We start from the raw sequence: 12,147 nt of genomic DNA on the forward strand, positions 1-12,147 counted from the left end.
CAGGCGCGAACTATTCGAACTGCTTCTCCGTACTGCGGACCAGTTCGTCGGCGACGTCGCGGAGTTTGCGGTTGGACTGCTGACTGATCCGGGCCAAGACGGCGAACGCACGGTTACCGGAGACCTTGTAGCGCTCCATCGTGATGCCGATGGCACGGCCGATGAGGTCGCGGGTGTCGATCGCCTGCTCGAGTTGGTCCTGGCGCTGCGCATCGGCGTACGCGACGGCGGCGTGCGCGGCGACGAGGAGGCCGACATGTTCGGATTCGTCGGTGAACGCTCCGGGCCGGCTGCTGTAGAGATTCAAGGCGCCGAGGTTGTCCGCCTCGACGTACAGCTGGAGTGAGAGCATGCTGCGGATTCCCGCGTCGGCGGTTCGTTCCGCGAACTTCGGCCAGCGCTGCTCGGTGAGCGTGTCGTCAACACGGACGGTCTTGTGCTCCCAGGCCGCGTCCAGGCACGGCCCTTGGCCGGTTTCCTGCATGAACAGGTCGACGCGACGGGCAAGATCGCTGGACGCCGCCTTGTGCTCGATCTGCTCTCGCGCGACGAAATCGGCAATCGATCCGTGTTCGGCTCCCGGAACCATGTGCACCGCGGCGACGACGGCTTCGGCCAGCAGTGCACCGGAGTCGTCGGTCTCCTGCAGAGTGCGCGCGACCTGGCCCAGCTGGACCGCGAGTGCGTCCTGTCCTTCCATCGTTCCGGTGTCCTGTGGCGACGGTTGGCCCCGATCCGACTGGTCCGGACTGGTCTTGTCCGACATGACGGGTACACCTCCTCACCGTGTTTGGTGCCCAAAACTGCGGGGATCACGCCCGCGTGCGCGCCGTCCCTGCTGTCCGGGCCGCCGGGTTTGGTTCAGTCGATGGGACGGTAGGATCGTCGATGACTCAGATTCTTGGAGTCGAAGGGGCTCAGGCATCGGGCCGCATGTAACCCATCGTGGGAGTGTGGCATGCCTGCAGAGTTCACTGCCGGTGCCTTCGCGGAGATCGCGGGCTACCTGGCGCAGCTGACGAGCCCGACCGAGGTCGCGGCGGCTGCAACCACTATCGGGCCGGATCTGCTCCCCGGGTACGCCGTCAGCGTGATGGCGCGGCGGGGACCAACTCTCGAACCGATGGCTGCGAGTAGCACCGCAATGACAGCAGCAGACCTCGCCCAGGTGGAGTTCGACGAAGGGCCCGCTCTCGACACGGTCCGAGACACGACGCCGGAGGTGTGTCTCGACCTTGTTCGGACTGACCTCTGGCCTCAATGGCGTCCGGTCGCCGGCGAGCTGGGTTGGCGCAGTTGGGCCAGTTTCTGCCTCCTCGACCGCCGACGCCGGTCCCTGGGCGTCCTGGCCGTGGCTCACTCCGAGTGTCAGCCGCTGGATGCGCAGTCGGCGTACCACCTGAGGGTGTTCGCCGCACACATCGCCGTCGCGCTGGACACCTTGCGCTCGGAGGAGAACCTTCATGAGGCAGTGCAGGCCCAGCAACGGGTCGGTCAGGCCTCCGGGATCCTGATGGAGAGGTACGAGCTGACTGCGGATCAAGCGTTCTCGGTCCTGCGTCGCTACTCGCAGGACCAGAACCGCAAGCTGCGGGACGTCGCGGCCGAACTGCTCAGCACCCGCGAACTCCCACCGGCACCCGAGACAACCACATCGACCCCCACCGGGTAGGGAAGGTCAGGCGGAAAGGGCGAGCTGTAGGCGGCCGATGATCGCGTGCAGGAGCCGGGACACCTGCATCTGGCTGACGCCGATCTCAGCGCCGATCTCCGCCTGGGTGTGGTGGTCGACGAACCGCCTGCGCAGGATCAGCTGATCCCGCTCGGGCAACCCGTCGACGATCGGTCGGAGAGAGTGGACCTGGTCGACCAGCTCGTAGGTGTCGCGTGGATCGGCGATCTCCTGAGTGACCGGACCGCTGCCGGATACCCGGTCGACATCCAGCGAGGTGGGTTGAAAACAGCCACGGGCCTGTTCGGCTTCGGTGATCTCGGCGATGTCGATACCGGTCGCGTCGGCGAGTTCGGCGTACGTCGGCCAGTGGCCCAGGTCGCCGGCCAATGTGGTTTGGACGGCGTTGACTCGCGCTTGGACTTCCTGGAGACGCCGCGGGAGTTTGATCGCCCAGGCGTGGTCGCGGAAGTGGTGCCGGATGCCGCCGCGAATCGTCGGCACGGCGTACGACCGGAAGTCCGAACCGGCACTCGGGCGATAGTTGCGTACGGCCCGTACCAGGTGCTCGAACGCGACCTGCTCGAGGTCCTCGGGGTCGACGCCGCGGCCTCGGTACCGGCTGGCGAGGGTGCGCGCGAGGGGTACGCCGGCGACGATCGCCTGGTCGAGGAGTTCGGTACGCCGGTGTCCGCGCGCGGCGTGGGCTGCTCTGAGGAGTTTCTCCAGCCTGGAGGACTCTGAGCGGCGCGACGAGATCGTGGCTGGGGTGTTCGATGCCATGACGGGGTCGTCCTACCTGTCGCAGTCCTGGTCGAATACGGCAGGTGGTTGAACCGCGACCGGGACCTTCCCCAAGTACCCAGCCCCCGACACGAAGAATCCTCACGCGGCCCGGTGGTTTTGGCGCGGCCGACACGGGCACCGTGACGTTGCGCTGCTGGACCTCGCGTCGTAGACGAAAGGAGTGTCGCGTGTCGCGCAGAAACGGATCCCTACCGGTGCCGGACTTCGAAGTGGTGCCGCCCGCTTCGCTGGCGTCGCGGATGGGTGGGCTTGATATCGAGCAGGTGGAGCAGCTGATCGGATACGAGCGCATCCACGGCGAGCGAGGTCGAATCCTCGACCTGCTCGAGCGACGACGCGACCAGATCCGGGCGGATGAGGACCGGTCCGCGGAGGTCGACGTACACAACCCCGACTTCGATCCCGGCCAAAACTGAAGCGGGTACACGGGTCAAGCTCGGATGGTCCAGAGGAGGGTGTGGCCGCCGTCGCCTTCGGGGACGAATTCCTCTCGCTCCACCTGGAGACCGGCGTGCTCGATCCAGGTTCGGGTCGTGGATACGTCGGCCTGGCTCCACCACATCGGGGCGCCACCACCGAGCCAGTTCTCCTCGGCTCCGGTCCAGGCGGTGGCGCCGACAGTTGCGACGAAGAGACCGCCCGGGCGTAGCCACTCCGCCACGCGCTGGAGGAGCACCTCCTGCTCGTCGAGCGGAACGTGGATGAGTGCATAGAACGACAGCACCGCATCAAAGGACGCCGCCGGGAAGTTCAGCTTGGTCGCGTCAGCCTGGATGAAGGTGGCCGCCGGGACCCGAGCTCTCGCCCGGCTGACCTGCACTTCGCTGATATCGACCCCGGTTACCTCGTGACCAGCCTCAGCCAGGACAAGCGCTACCGGCACACCTGATCCGCAGCCCAGGTCGAGCACCCGGCCGCGCCTGGGCAGCCGAGTGAGGATCTCCTCCAACCAGTCGCCGTACTTCGTCTCGCTGCCGTACGCCTCGTCGTACCGAACAGACACCGCGTCATAGCCGCGCCGCACCACATCCTTGGCCGCTTCGTTGTCCACAAGAACGAGGCTAACCCCGCACACTCCGAGTAGTTGTGGTCAGGTGGTGAAGACTTGTTTGGCTACTGTCATGGCGGACATTGCTTTGGGCCAGCCGGCGTAGAAGGCCAGGTGGGTGAGGGCTTCGATGAGTTCTTCCTCGGTGTTGTCGTTGGCCTTGGCGAGGGCGAGGTGGAAGACGAGTTGGTCGGTGTTGCCGCTGGCCTTGGCGAGGGCGAGGTGGAAGACGAGTTGGTCGGTGTTGCCGCTGGTGGCCAGGCAGGCGACGGTGACCAGGCTGCGTTCCTTCGGCGAGAGTTCTGTACGCTTCCACACCTCGCCGAACAGTACGTCGTCGGTGAAGTGCACGAGGCCTGGCGCGAAATCGCCGAAGATCTTCGCGGCACCGGAGGGTTCGTTCGAGTGGTCGGTCACTGCTGTTTCCTTTCATACAGGCAGATGGCTGCCGTTAGCGCGGCGGCGAGTACGACGGCCGCGGCGACGAGGAGGCTGTTGCGTACGCCGGCTTGAAGTCCGCCAGGCGTGTCGAGAAGGGCTCCGAAGACTGCGATGGCGAGAGCCCCACCGAGCTGTCGACTGGTGTTGAACACGCCGCTGGCAGTTCCGGGGCGTTCGCCAGGTACGGCGTTGAGCAGCAGCGCGATCAACGGTGGGATGACGGTCGGCCCCGCGAGTCCGACGAGGATCATCAGAGCCGCGAGTACGGCGATTGGCGTGCCGGCCGGCGCGACGGCGATAGACGTCAGGCCGACGGTCATGAGGACCAGACCGGTCGCGATCACACGACGAGCTCCGAATCGCTCGACGGTCCGCGGGCCGATCGGGGTGACGAGGAGGCCGATCAGCATCATCGGTACGAACGCGGCTCCGGTCTCGAGCGCGGTGAGGTTGCGGTGCTGCTGGAGGTACAGACTCATCACGAAGGGAAGTCCGTAGTACCCGATCATGAAGGCGAAGCCGACGACCGTGCTCGACACCACGACGCGCGACCTGAACAGCGTTGGTGGCACCATCGGATGCGCGGCTCGGCGCTGGACGCTGACGAAGGCGACCGTCGCCGCAACCGCAACACCCAAGGAGACGAGCACGCGGCGATCGGTGAAGCCGGCCCGCCCGGCGTCGATCGCCGCGAAGACAAGCGCGGCCATCGCGACGACTGCCGCGACCTGACCCGGCCAGTCAAACGGAGTCCGCGCCCGGCCAGACGGGGCCGCCCGGGTGAGGAGCAAGAGCGCGACCAGGCCGAACGGGATGTTGACCAGGAAGATCAGCCGCCAGCTCACTGACGTCAGCGCACCGCCCAGGATCGGTCCAGCCGATGACGCGACAGCGCCACCCATCGCCCACCATGCCACCGCGCGGGCTCTGCGCAGCGGATCGGGATAGGCCAGCGCGATCAGTGCCATCGAGGACGGCATGATGATCGCGGCTCCGGTGCCCTGAACGAAGCGGAACAGCACGAGCAGGGGAAGAGTCGGAGCGAGACCGCACGCCGCGGAGGCGAGCACGAACAACGCCGTACCGAGTCCGAAAGAGGCTTTGGCGCCGATCCGGTCGACCAGCGCGCCGGAGGCGAGCAGGAACGCGGCGAACAGCAGCGTGTACCCGTCGACCACCCACTGGAGCCCTTGGATCCCACCACCGACATCGGCCTGGATCTGCGAGAGCGCGACGTTGACGATGACCGCGTCCAGGGTGACGAGGAAGAACCCGAGCAGCGCGGTGAAGAGGGTCGTGCCCGCGGCGCGGCTGGGTGCGCGCTCCAAGGTGGTCATGACAACGAGACAACCGCGCTTGCCGTTCGTGCGGCAGGTCGAGCTCTTCCAGGTACCAGCAGAACCTCTCTCGTACGGCGTGGGCCCCGTACCGTGGAGGCGTGAACCAGAAGAGCAGCGAGGCCCGCGACTTCCTGGTGACCCGGCGCGCGAAGATCACGCCCGAGCAGGCGGGGCTGAGCCATTACGGCGGCCATCGCCGCGTACCCGGCCTGAGGCGCGAGGAAGCCGCACTGCTCGCCGGGGTATCGGTCGACTACTACACCCGGCTGGAGAAGGGGAACCTCGCCGGCGCCTCGGACAGCGTTCTGGATGCAATCGCTGACGCTCTTCAGCTGGACGAAGCCGAACGGATCTACCTGTATGACCTCGCCCGCGCCGCCAACGCTTCCGGCCGGCCCAGCGCACCGGTTGGTCAGCGCCGCCGCCGTACGCATCAGATCCGGCCCACCGTCCAGCGGGTCCTCGATTCGATGAGTACGACGGCCGCGTTCGTCCGCACCGGGCGCCTCGACATCCTCGGCACCAACCTGCTCGGTCGAGCGCTCTACGCGCCGGTGTTCGACAGCCCGACCCGAACCAGCGAGATCTCCCCGCCGAACCTGGCCCGGTTCCACTTCCTCGACCCGAGCGCGCGCGAGTTCTTCCCGAACTTCGAGGAGGCGACGAACACCTGCGTCCAGCTGCTGCGAGCCGCCGCCGGCCACGATCCACACGACCGTGACCTCAGCGCCCTCGTCGGCGAACTCTCCACCCGCAGCAGCGACTTCCGTACCCGGTGGGCGGCCCACGACGTACGGGTCCACCGGACCGGCGTCAAACACTTCCGGCACCCCGCCGTCGGCGAACTCACCTTCGGCTTCGAAGCGATGGAACTGACCGCCGACTCAGGTCTCACCCTCACGGCCTACACGCCCGAGCCGGATTCACCGTCCGAAGAAGGAATGAAGCTGCTCGCCAGCTGGGCCGCCACCACGTTCGACGCCCGTCAGCCGGCGCAGGGCTGACGATGGAGTACACCAGGCTCGGCCGGTCCGGGCTCGAGGTCAGCCGGATCGCGCTCGGATGCATGAGCTACGGCGATCCGACCCGCGGTCTGCACAGCTGGACCCTGGACGAAGACGCCGCGCAACCGTTCTTCCGGCAGGCGATCGAGCTCGGCGTGACGTTCTGGGACACGGCCAACGTCTACCAACTCGGGAGTTCGGAGGAGTACGTCGGCCGCGCGATCACCCGCTACTCGCGCCGCGAGGACATCGTGCTCGCGACGAAGGTGTCCGGACGGATGCACGACGGACCCGGAGGCAGCGGCCTGTCCCGCAAGGCCATCCTCGAACAGGTCGACGGCTCACTCACCCGACTGGGCACCGACTACATCGATGTCTACCAGATCCACCGCTTCGACCCCGACACACCGGTCGAGGAAACGATGGAGGCCCTGTACGACGTCGTACGGGCCGGCAAGGTCCGCTATCTCGGCGCGTCGTCTATGTGGGCCTGGCAGTTCGCGAAACTCCAGCATGCCGCGGCGCTGCACGGGTGGACGCCGTTCGTGTCGATGCAGGACCAGTACAACCTGCTCAAACGCGAAGAGGAACGCGAGATGCTGCCGATGTGCCTCGATCTCGGCGTCAGCAGCATCCCGTACTCACCGCAGGCCAAGGGCCGCCTCACGCGCCCGTGGGGCACGCAGACGTCCCGGTCCGCGGTCGACGAGGTCGCGAAAACCTTCGACAGTCCCGCCGACGGCCCGATCGTGAACGCCGTACAGACCCTCGCCGAAGCACGCGGCGTCTCGATGGCACAGATCGCGATCGCCTGGCTCCTGACCAAACCGGTCGTCGCCGCCCCCATCGTCGGCGCCACCAAGCCCCACCACCTCACCGAGGCAATCAAGTCCCTCAACGTTGCCCTCAGGAACACGGAACTTGAGGCCCTCGAAGCTCCCTACATGCCGCAGGAACCGTACTGGTGGTGACCAGCTAGGCGTAGTCCAGCTTCATGAGCTCCAAGCGGGGAGCTCGGCGGCCACGCGGTCTACCAGTGTGTGTCGGCCCAGGACGGCAGGTTCGCATCGCTCACGGCAGAGACACTGTCCGCCACAGGGAGCTACGGTCGGGCGATACGCCTCGTCATCGCGACTCCGTCATCGGCGCTGCAGCATCCGACAGCTTTCCCGTAGGCACGTGACCGGCCCGTGGGTGGGACCAGTGACTTCACCGGACGCGGTACCGGGGCGCGCAGGGGCATCGTGGTGGGCAGAGACAGGAACCAGTTGAAGGAGAATCTGCGATGACCACGATCCAGTTGCACGCGAACACCAAGTCGACGCCGGAGCAGTTCGTCGAGGGCCTGACCGACTTCGGGCCGGGCCGGAGGGAGCTGTTCGGGAACAGCACCGACAAGGACCTGGTGGTGCACGAGAAGGGCGTCGACCACGCCGATGTGACCGAGGGGTCGAACGGTGTCTGGGAACGGCTGAGCTACGACTGGTCGAACCCGCGACACATCGTCCTGAAGACCACCGACTCGAACGTCTGGGGCGGCGACTCCGGTCACGTCTACGACCTGACTCCGCGGGCCGACGGTGCGACGGATATCCATTACACGATCGTCCGCGACGGCAAGAACTTCCGCGGCAAGGTGTTCGCCGCACTGTTCGCGAGCGTCGGAAAGGGCGTCCTCGCGAACGCGTTCAAGAAGTCGGTGCACGCGATCGAGCAGCGGTCCTGAGCGCAGCGTGATACCCGGTGAACGGGGGGCCGATGCTGCGGAACGGACCATTTCGCCGGTCTGTGCTCGCGGTTAGAGTGATGTCGTCGCGCGGGAGGGGATGGGGGATGCCGCGCGCACGCCGGTCTGTACCAGAAACTGCGTTCGGAACGGGCATCGACGGGTCGCCACCGCTGACCTCGCACGGAGCAGACGTAGATGCCGAGGGCAATGGATTGCTCGATCATCCCGGCGTCTACCAACTCCTCCGTCAGCCCGGACCCATCATCGACCGAACCTTCGAGATCGTCTTCCAACAACCCGGCGTCCACGCCTACGCCTTCACGTTCGGCTGAGCCAGACGAACGCGGGCAGGAAGGGACGAGCATGATTCCTGATCTGCAGTTCCGTACTGTCGACGGGCTCCGGATCCGCTACGCCGACAGCAAAGGCTCGCGCGGCTCGACGATCCTGCTGACCAGCCCTTGGCCGGAAAGCCTGTATGCGTTCGCGCCGATCTGGCCGACGCTGGCCGAAGCAGCCCGCCTCGTCGCGATCGATCTCCCCGGATTCGGCCAGTCGGAACGCCGCGACGATCTGATGTCGCCGCGCGCGATGGGCAGCTTCCTCAGCCGCGTGGTCGGTGAGCTGGACCTGGGGCGACCGTACGTCGTGGCGCCTGACGTCGGTACTGCGGCGGCGCTGTTCGCGGCCACCGACTATCCCGAGTTGTTCGCCGGTCTGGTCGTCGGCGCCGGGGGAGTGGCGGTTCCCCTGCAACTGGGCGATCCGCTCAAGTCGTGGGTGCTCGACACGGACCTGGAGAAGTACCGGAAGGTCGACCCACACACCGTCGTCAACGTGGCGATGGACACGCACGCGAGCGACGTACCGGATGAGATCCGGGCCGACTACCTGACGTCGTACAAAGGCGACCGGTTCTACGAGTCGCTGGCCTATGTACGCCGCTATCCCGCAGAGCTTCCCGTACTCGCGGAGCTCCTGCCGGCGATCGCGACCCGCGTGACCGTCATCGGTGCCACCGGCGACCGCGTCGTACCGCTGGCCAACGCCGAATTCCTGGCTGAGCGCCTGCCGAACAACCGGCTCGTGGTGCTGGAGTCCGGTCACTTCGCCTGGGAGGACACCCCTACCGAGTACGCCGCGACGATTCTGGATGCTGTCCGGCTGCCGTGAGCTCCTACTGGCTGGACCGGGAGAAGATCTGCAGGAAGAACAAGAACACGTTCAGGATGTCCAGGAAGATCGAGGCGGCCATCAGCGGAGCGGACGCGATGTCGCGCGACCTCCGCAGCCGCTGGAAGTCGAACGCGATCAGTCCGGCGAAGATCACCAGGCCGAGGACCGAGTAGATCAGCGCGCCGTTCGGGATCCGGACGAAGATGAGTACGACGCCGAACAGGAGCAGGCCGACGAGCGCCCAGGTCCCGATTCGTGCGAGGACCGTCAGATCGCGGCGCGTCGCCCAGCCCGCGGCGCCGAAGCCGGCGACGAAGAGAGCCGTCGCGCCGCCCGCCTGCCAGAAGGCGCTCGGGGCGACCGAGGCGTAGTAGGCGAGCGTCGGCGCGATCGCGAGTCCCAGGAGAAGACCGAAGGCGCCGAGCAGGAGAAGCGCTGTCCCGGCCGAGCGCCGGGCCGCGAACTGCATGCCGATCAGCGCGCCGAACGCCGCGATGAAGGCGATGATGCCGACCACGCCGTGCAGATTGCGGCCGAGGTATGCCCCGAGCGCGAACAGTGCGGTGGTGCCGGCGACGTACTGCATCGTCTGCGCGAACAGACTCCGGGCCCGATCCCGGCCGATCACCCCGGTCGGTGCGGTGGTTGAGCTCATCTTCCTGCCTTCCGTGAGTGCTTACCTCCACCATGGGCCTCGAGCGGCCACGTCACACCAGGGCTTCCCACTGGTCCGCCACGCCGGGCACCTGAAGAAACCCCGCGACCCTTCCACCTTCGGCATCTACCTCACCGCCAAGGGGTTCAGGATGAGTTCGTCGGCGACGGTGGAACGGTCGTTCACGGCGCTACCTCGTGAGGAGTACGCCGCGGCCGATGAATTGATGGCCGGGCCGATGCAACCAACTTTGCACTCGTAGGCGTGTCTAACCCGGTACCGAGGATCTGGAGGGCACATGAGTGACCGGGACGCCGCGTTCGAGGCGTACTTCGCGGCGCGGTCGGACGCCATGCGCGGTACGGCGTACCTGCTGTGCGGCGACTGGCATCGCGCGGAGGACTTGGTTCAGCAGACGTTCACGAAGATCTATCTCGCGTGGCGCCGGATCCAGCGGCACGAGGTCATGGACAGCTACACCAGGCAGACGCTCGTGCGGACCTTCCTGTCCGAGCGGCGCCGGGGATGGTTCCGGCACGAGTCGGTCGGGTCTTCGGAGACCGAACGCGTCACGCCGTCGTCCGGCCTCGCCGACGAACGGCTCGTGTTGCTGGAGGCGCTCGCGAAGGTGCCGCCGCGGCAACGCGCCGTCCTGGTCCTGCGGTACTGGGAGGACCTGTCCGTCGAGCAGACAGCCGCGCTGCTCGACTGCTCGGCAGGAAATGTCAAGAGCCAGGCCGCGCGCGGGCTGGCGACGCTGCGCGGCCTGCTGGAAGAGGAGAAGGTTCGATGAAGAAAGAGGATCTGAGCGAGGCGTTGCACGACGTCATGGTGCGCAGTAGCCCGCCGCCGTCGATGGACCCTGCGAGCGCCCTCGCCCGGGCCCGCCGAACGCGCAAGCGCCGTACGGCGGCATTGACAGGGGCCGCCGCCGTCACGCTGGTGGTTGGCATCGGGGCCGGTCCAGCGCTGGTCGCGCATGTCACCGCCGGCCGACCGACGGGCCCGATGGTGGCGAGTGCCACCGGCACGCCGCAGCCTGTGTCCACGCCGCGAGCCGTCGCCACCGTAACACCGAAGGCAACGACCACGCGGAAGTCTACGGACCCGTGGCCGGAGGGCCAGATCGACCGTACGGCGACCACGGGCCCACGCGCCGACCGGGCTGTGGCGCTGATGGATGAGCTGAGCTCGTCCGTACCGGCAGGATTCACCACGCCGAACCTGAAGTACGCAGACGGCCGCCCGATGAGATGGCCGCAAGCCCAGTACGCGTCCAATGACGGTGAACAGGACTACTGGGACTACCAGGCCATCATCCCCGTGCAGAAAGACGGCCGAGTCGGCCAGCTGCTCGCGCAGTCAACCACCCCCGACGGCAAGCCGGCGACAACCCCATGCAAGCTCGCGCAACGCTTCTGGGGCGGCACCGGCACCTGCACCGTCATCGACGTAGCCGGCAAGAAGGTCGGCGTACTCACCACAAAGGGCCGCGCCACCTACGACCAATGGGCCGCCTACCGCCACCCCGACGGCACCGTCGTGTATCTCGCGCAGGCCAAGAAGACCGACGACCAGAGCCGCTCACCGTTGACGCAACCGGTGTTCACCCCCAACCAGCTGGCCGAGCTGGTGACATCGGCAAACTTCAAAATCAGCACTTGACCGGATTCTGACCGACGCGCAGCACAGCGCCGTACGGGGATTTGGTGGTTGAGGCTGGCGGACAATCAGAACGATCTGGGCGTGAAGCCTGGCTGATTCCGGTGACTGGTGGCGTTGGATCGGTGCTGCCGCCGAGCAGTGGTTCGTGCCCGGGAGCGGTTACTCCGGGGCGGTGCTGATGCGCATGCCTGCCGCTTGGACGGATCGGAGCAGGTGCCCGACCGCGCAGAACGGCTGCCCTCTCAGCGCCCAGGTCGCTACCCCAGGCCCCGGATCCGTCAGCACCGCCAGCACGCCCAGGTACTCACCGCCAGGCCCGATCAGCTCGGGCCATGGACGGTTGAGTTCATCCATCGCGTCATCCTGCAACCGGTCGGCCGCGAACGCGCAGGCGGCCTCAACGTCCTCCACATCGACCGGGAACTCGTGCCCGCCACAGACGAGGATGACGTCATCTCCGGCCGAGTGGGACCAGGACGGGTCGTAGCGGAACTCCACCGTGTCCAACCCGGTCCCGGCGAAGTCAACATTGAGCCGGTCGGCCACGAACGCCTCGGCCGCAGCCATCGTCGAGGTTTCCACTCTGCCCCTCCTTCTCCCTTTTGCCAGT

At 66.9% G+C, this 12,147-nt stretch carries 16 protein-coding genes; 9 read left to right on the plus strand and 7 right to left on the minus strand.

Annotation, left to right across the window (positions count from 1 at the left end; all coding sequences use genetic code 11):
- Nucleotides 1-10: 10 nt before the first annotated feature.
- On the minus strand, nucleotides 11-766 hold the full coding sequence (locus AC0662_RS04755; RefSeq protein ID WP_452198299.1) for a GAF and ANTAR domain-containing protein: 756 nt from the start codon (nucleotides 764-766) through the stop codon (nucleotides 11-13).
- 192 nt (nucleotides 767-958) lie between these two features.
- On the opposite strand from AC0662_RS04755, the gene AC0662_RS04760 reads away from it, so the two are divergent.
- Nucleotides 959-1,672, plus strand: coding sequence for an ANTAR domain-containing protein (locus AC0662_RS04760; RefSeq protein ID WP_452198301.1), 714 nt, complete (start codon nucleotides 959-961; stop codon nucleotides 1,670-1,672).
- Nucleotides 1,673-1,678: 6 nt separating this feature from the next.
- On the opposite strand, the gene AC0662_RS04765 is transcribed toward AC0662_RS04760, so the two are convergent.
- Nucleotides 1,679-2,455, minus strand: coding sequence for a sigma-70 family RNA polymerase sigma factor (locus AC0662_RS04765; RefSeq protein WP_478298555.1), 777 nt, complete (start codon nucleotides 2,453-2,455; stop codon nucleotides 1,679-1,681).
- Between the two features lie 191 nt (nucleotides 2,456-2,646).
- Between AC0662_RS04765 and AC0662_RS04770 the strand changes: the two genes are divergently transcribed.
- Nucleotides 2,647-2,895, plus strand: a complete 249-nt coding sequence (locus tag AC0662_RS04770; RefSeq protein WP_478298557.1) for a DUF8129 domain-containing protein — start codon at nucleotides 2,647-2,649, stop codon at nucleotides 2,893-2,895.
- A 14-nt stretch (nucleotides 2,896-2,909) separates the two neighbouring features.
- Here the strand turns inward: AC0662_RS04770 and AC0662_RS04775 are convergent, their stop codons facing one another.
- From AC0662_RS04775 to AC0662_RS04785, 3 genes are read right to left on the minus strand one after another with little or no spacing between them, the layout of a single operon-like run.
- On the minus strand, nucleotides 2,910-3,530 hold the full coding sequence (locus AC0662_RS04775; RefSeq protein WP_478298559.1) for a class I SAM-dependent methyltransferase: 621 nt from the start codon (nucleotides 3,528-3,530) through the stop codon (nucleotides 2,910-2,912).
- Between the two features lie 39 nt (nucleotides 3,531-3,569).
- Nucleotides 3,570-3,944, minus strand: a complete 375-nt coding sequence (locus tag AC0662_RS04780; protein WP_478298561.1) for a carboxymuconolactone decarboxylase family protein — start codon at nucleotides 3,942-3,944, stop codon at nucleotides 3,570-3,572.
- Nucleotides 3,941-5,305, minus strand: a complete 1,365-nt coding sequence (locus tag AC0662_RS04785; protein ID WP_478298563.1) for an MFS transporter — start codon at nucleotides 5,303-5,305, stop codon at nucleotides 3,941-3,943. The genes AC0662_RS04780 and AC0662_RS04785 overlap by 4 nt, the downstream gene beginning before the upstream one ends.
- A 101-nt stretch (nucleotides 5,306-5,406) precedes the next feature.
- On the opposite strand from AC0662_RS04785, the gene AC0662_RS04790 reads away from it, so the two are divergent.
- From AC0662_RS04790 to AC0662_RS04810, 5 genes are all read left to right on the plus strand, one after another.
- Nucleotides 5,407-6,312: a helix-turn-helix transcriptional regulator gene (locus AC0662_RS04790; protein WP_478298565.1), complete on the plus strand. Its 906-nt coding sequence runs from the start codon at nucleotides 5,407-5,409 to the stop codon at nucleotides 6,310-6,312.
- A gap of 2 nt (nucleotides 6,313-6,314) precedes the next feature.
- Nucleotides 6,315-7,283, plus strand: a complete 969-nt coding sequence (locus AC0662_RS04795; RefSeq protein WP_478298567.1) for an aldo/keto reductase — start codon at nucleotides 6,315-6,317, stop codon at nucleotides 7,281-7,283.
- 314 nt (nucleotides 7,284-7,597) lie between these two features.
- Complete coding sequence (locus AC0662_RS04800; protein WP_478298569.1) at nucleotides 7,598-8,038, plus strand: hypothetical protein; 441 nt, start codon at nucleotides 7,598-7,600, stop codon at nucleotides 8,036-8,038.
- A gap of 107 nt (nucleotides 8,039-8,145) precedes the next feature.
- Nucleotides 8,146-8,373: a hypothetical protein gene (locus tag AC0662_RS04805; protein WP_478298571.1), complete on the plus strand. Its 228-nt coding sequence runs from the start codon at nucleotides 8,146-8,148 to the stop codon at nucleotides 8,371-8,373.
- Nucleotides 8,374-8,404: 31 nt separating this feature from the next.
- A complete protein-coding gene (locus tag AC0662_RS04810; protein WP_478298573.1) occupies nucleotides 8,405-9,214 on the plus strand; it encodes an alpha/beta fold hydrolase in 810 nt (269 codons plus the stop codon).
- 4 nt (nucleotides 9,215-9,218) lie between these two features.
- Here the strand turns inward: AC0662_RS04810 and AC0662_RS04815 are convergent, their stop codons facing one another.
- Nucleotides 9,219-9,872, minus strand: a complete 654-nt coding sequence (locus tag AC0662_RS04815) for a Bax inhibitor-1/YccA family protein (protein ID WP_452198322.1) — start codon at nucleotides 9,870-9,872, stop codon at nucleotides 9,219-9,221.
- A gap of 298 nt (nucleotides 9,873-10,170) precedes the next feature.
- Between AC0662_RS04815 and AC0662_RS04820 the strand changes: the two genes are divergently transcribed.
- Nucleotides 10,171-10,665 (plus strand): SigE family RNA polymerase sigma factor, encoded by a 495-nt coding sequence (locus AC0662_RS04820; protein ID WP_452198324.1) that lies wholly within the window; start codon nucleotides 10,171-10,173, stop codon nucleotides 10,663-10,665.
- The gene (locus AC0662_RS04825; RefSeq protein WP_478298575.1) at nucleotides 10,662-11,537 is read left to right on the plus strand and encodes a hypothetical protein; all 876 of its coding nucleotides are present in this window, start codon (nucleotides 10,662-10,664) and stop codon (nucleotides 11,535-11,537) included. The genes AC0662_RS04820 and AC0662_RS04825 overlap by 4 nt, the downstream gene beginning before the upstream one ends.
- 159 nt (nucleotides 11,538-11,696) lie before the next feature.
- Here AC0662_RS04825 and AC0662_RS04830 read toward each other — a convergent pair whose 3' ends face one another.
- A complete protein-coding gene (locus tag AC0662_RS04830; RefSeq protein ID WP_478298577.1) occupies nucleotides 11,697-12,119 on the minus strand; it encodes a hypothetical protein in 423 nt (140 codons plus the stop codon).
- Nucleotides 12,120-12,147: the final 28 nt, after the last annotated feature.

Source organism: Kribbella sp. NPDC043289, from assembly GCF_056436705.1.

Coding starts and splice junctions, on each gene's coding strand:
- AC0662_RS04810 (WP_478298573.1), top strand. CDS start 8,405: ATGATTCCTGATCTGCAGTTCCGTACTGTCGACGGGCTCCGGATCCGC.
- AC0662_RS04820 (WP_452198324.1), top strand. CDS start 10,171: ATGAGTGACCGGGACGCCGCGTTCGAGGCGTACTTCGCGGCGCGGTCG.
- AC0662_RS04800 (WP_478298569.1), top strand. CDS start 7,598: ATGACCACGATCCAGTTGCACGCGAACACCAAGTCGACGCCGGAGCAG.
- AC0662_RS04760 (WP_452198301.1), top strand. CDS start 959: ATGCCTGCAGAGTTCACTGCCGGTGCCTTCGCGGAGATCGCGGGCTAC.
- AC0662_RS04765 (WP_478298555.1), bottom strand. CDS start 2,455: ATGGCATCGAACACCCCAGCCACGATCTCGTCGCGCCGCTCAGAGTCC.
- AC0662_RS04795 (WP_478298567.1), top strand. CDS start 6,315: ATGGAGTACACCAGGCTCGGCCGGTCCGGGCTCGAGGTCAGCCGGATC.
- AC0662_RS04805 (WP_478298571.1), top strand. CDS start 8,146: ATGCCGCGCGCACGCCGGTCTGTACCAGAAACTGCGTTCGGAACGGGC.
- AC0662_RS04785 (WP_478298563.1), bottom strand. CDS start 5,305: ATGACCACCTTGGAGCGCGCACCCAGCCGCGCCGCGGGCACGACCCTC.
- AC0662_RS04815 (WP_452198322.1), bottom strand. CDS start 9,872: ATGAGCTCAACCACCGCACCGACCGGGGTGATCGGCCGGGATCGGGCC.
- AC0662_RS04825 (WP_478298575.1), top strand. CDS start 10,662: ATGAAGAAAGAGGATCTGAGCGAGGCGTTGCACGACGTCATGGTGCGC.
- AC0662_RS04755 (WP_452198299.1), bottom strand. CDS start 766: ATGTCGGACAAGACCAGTCCGGACCAGTCGGATCGGGGCCAACCGTCG.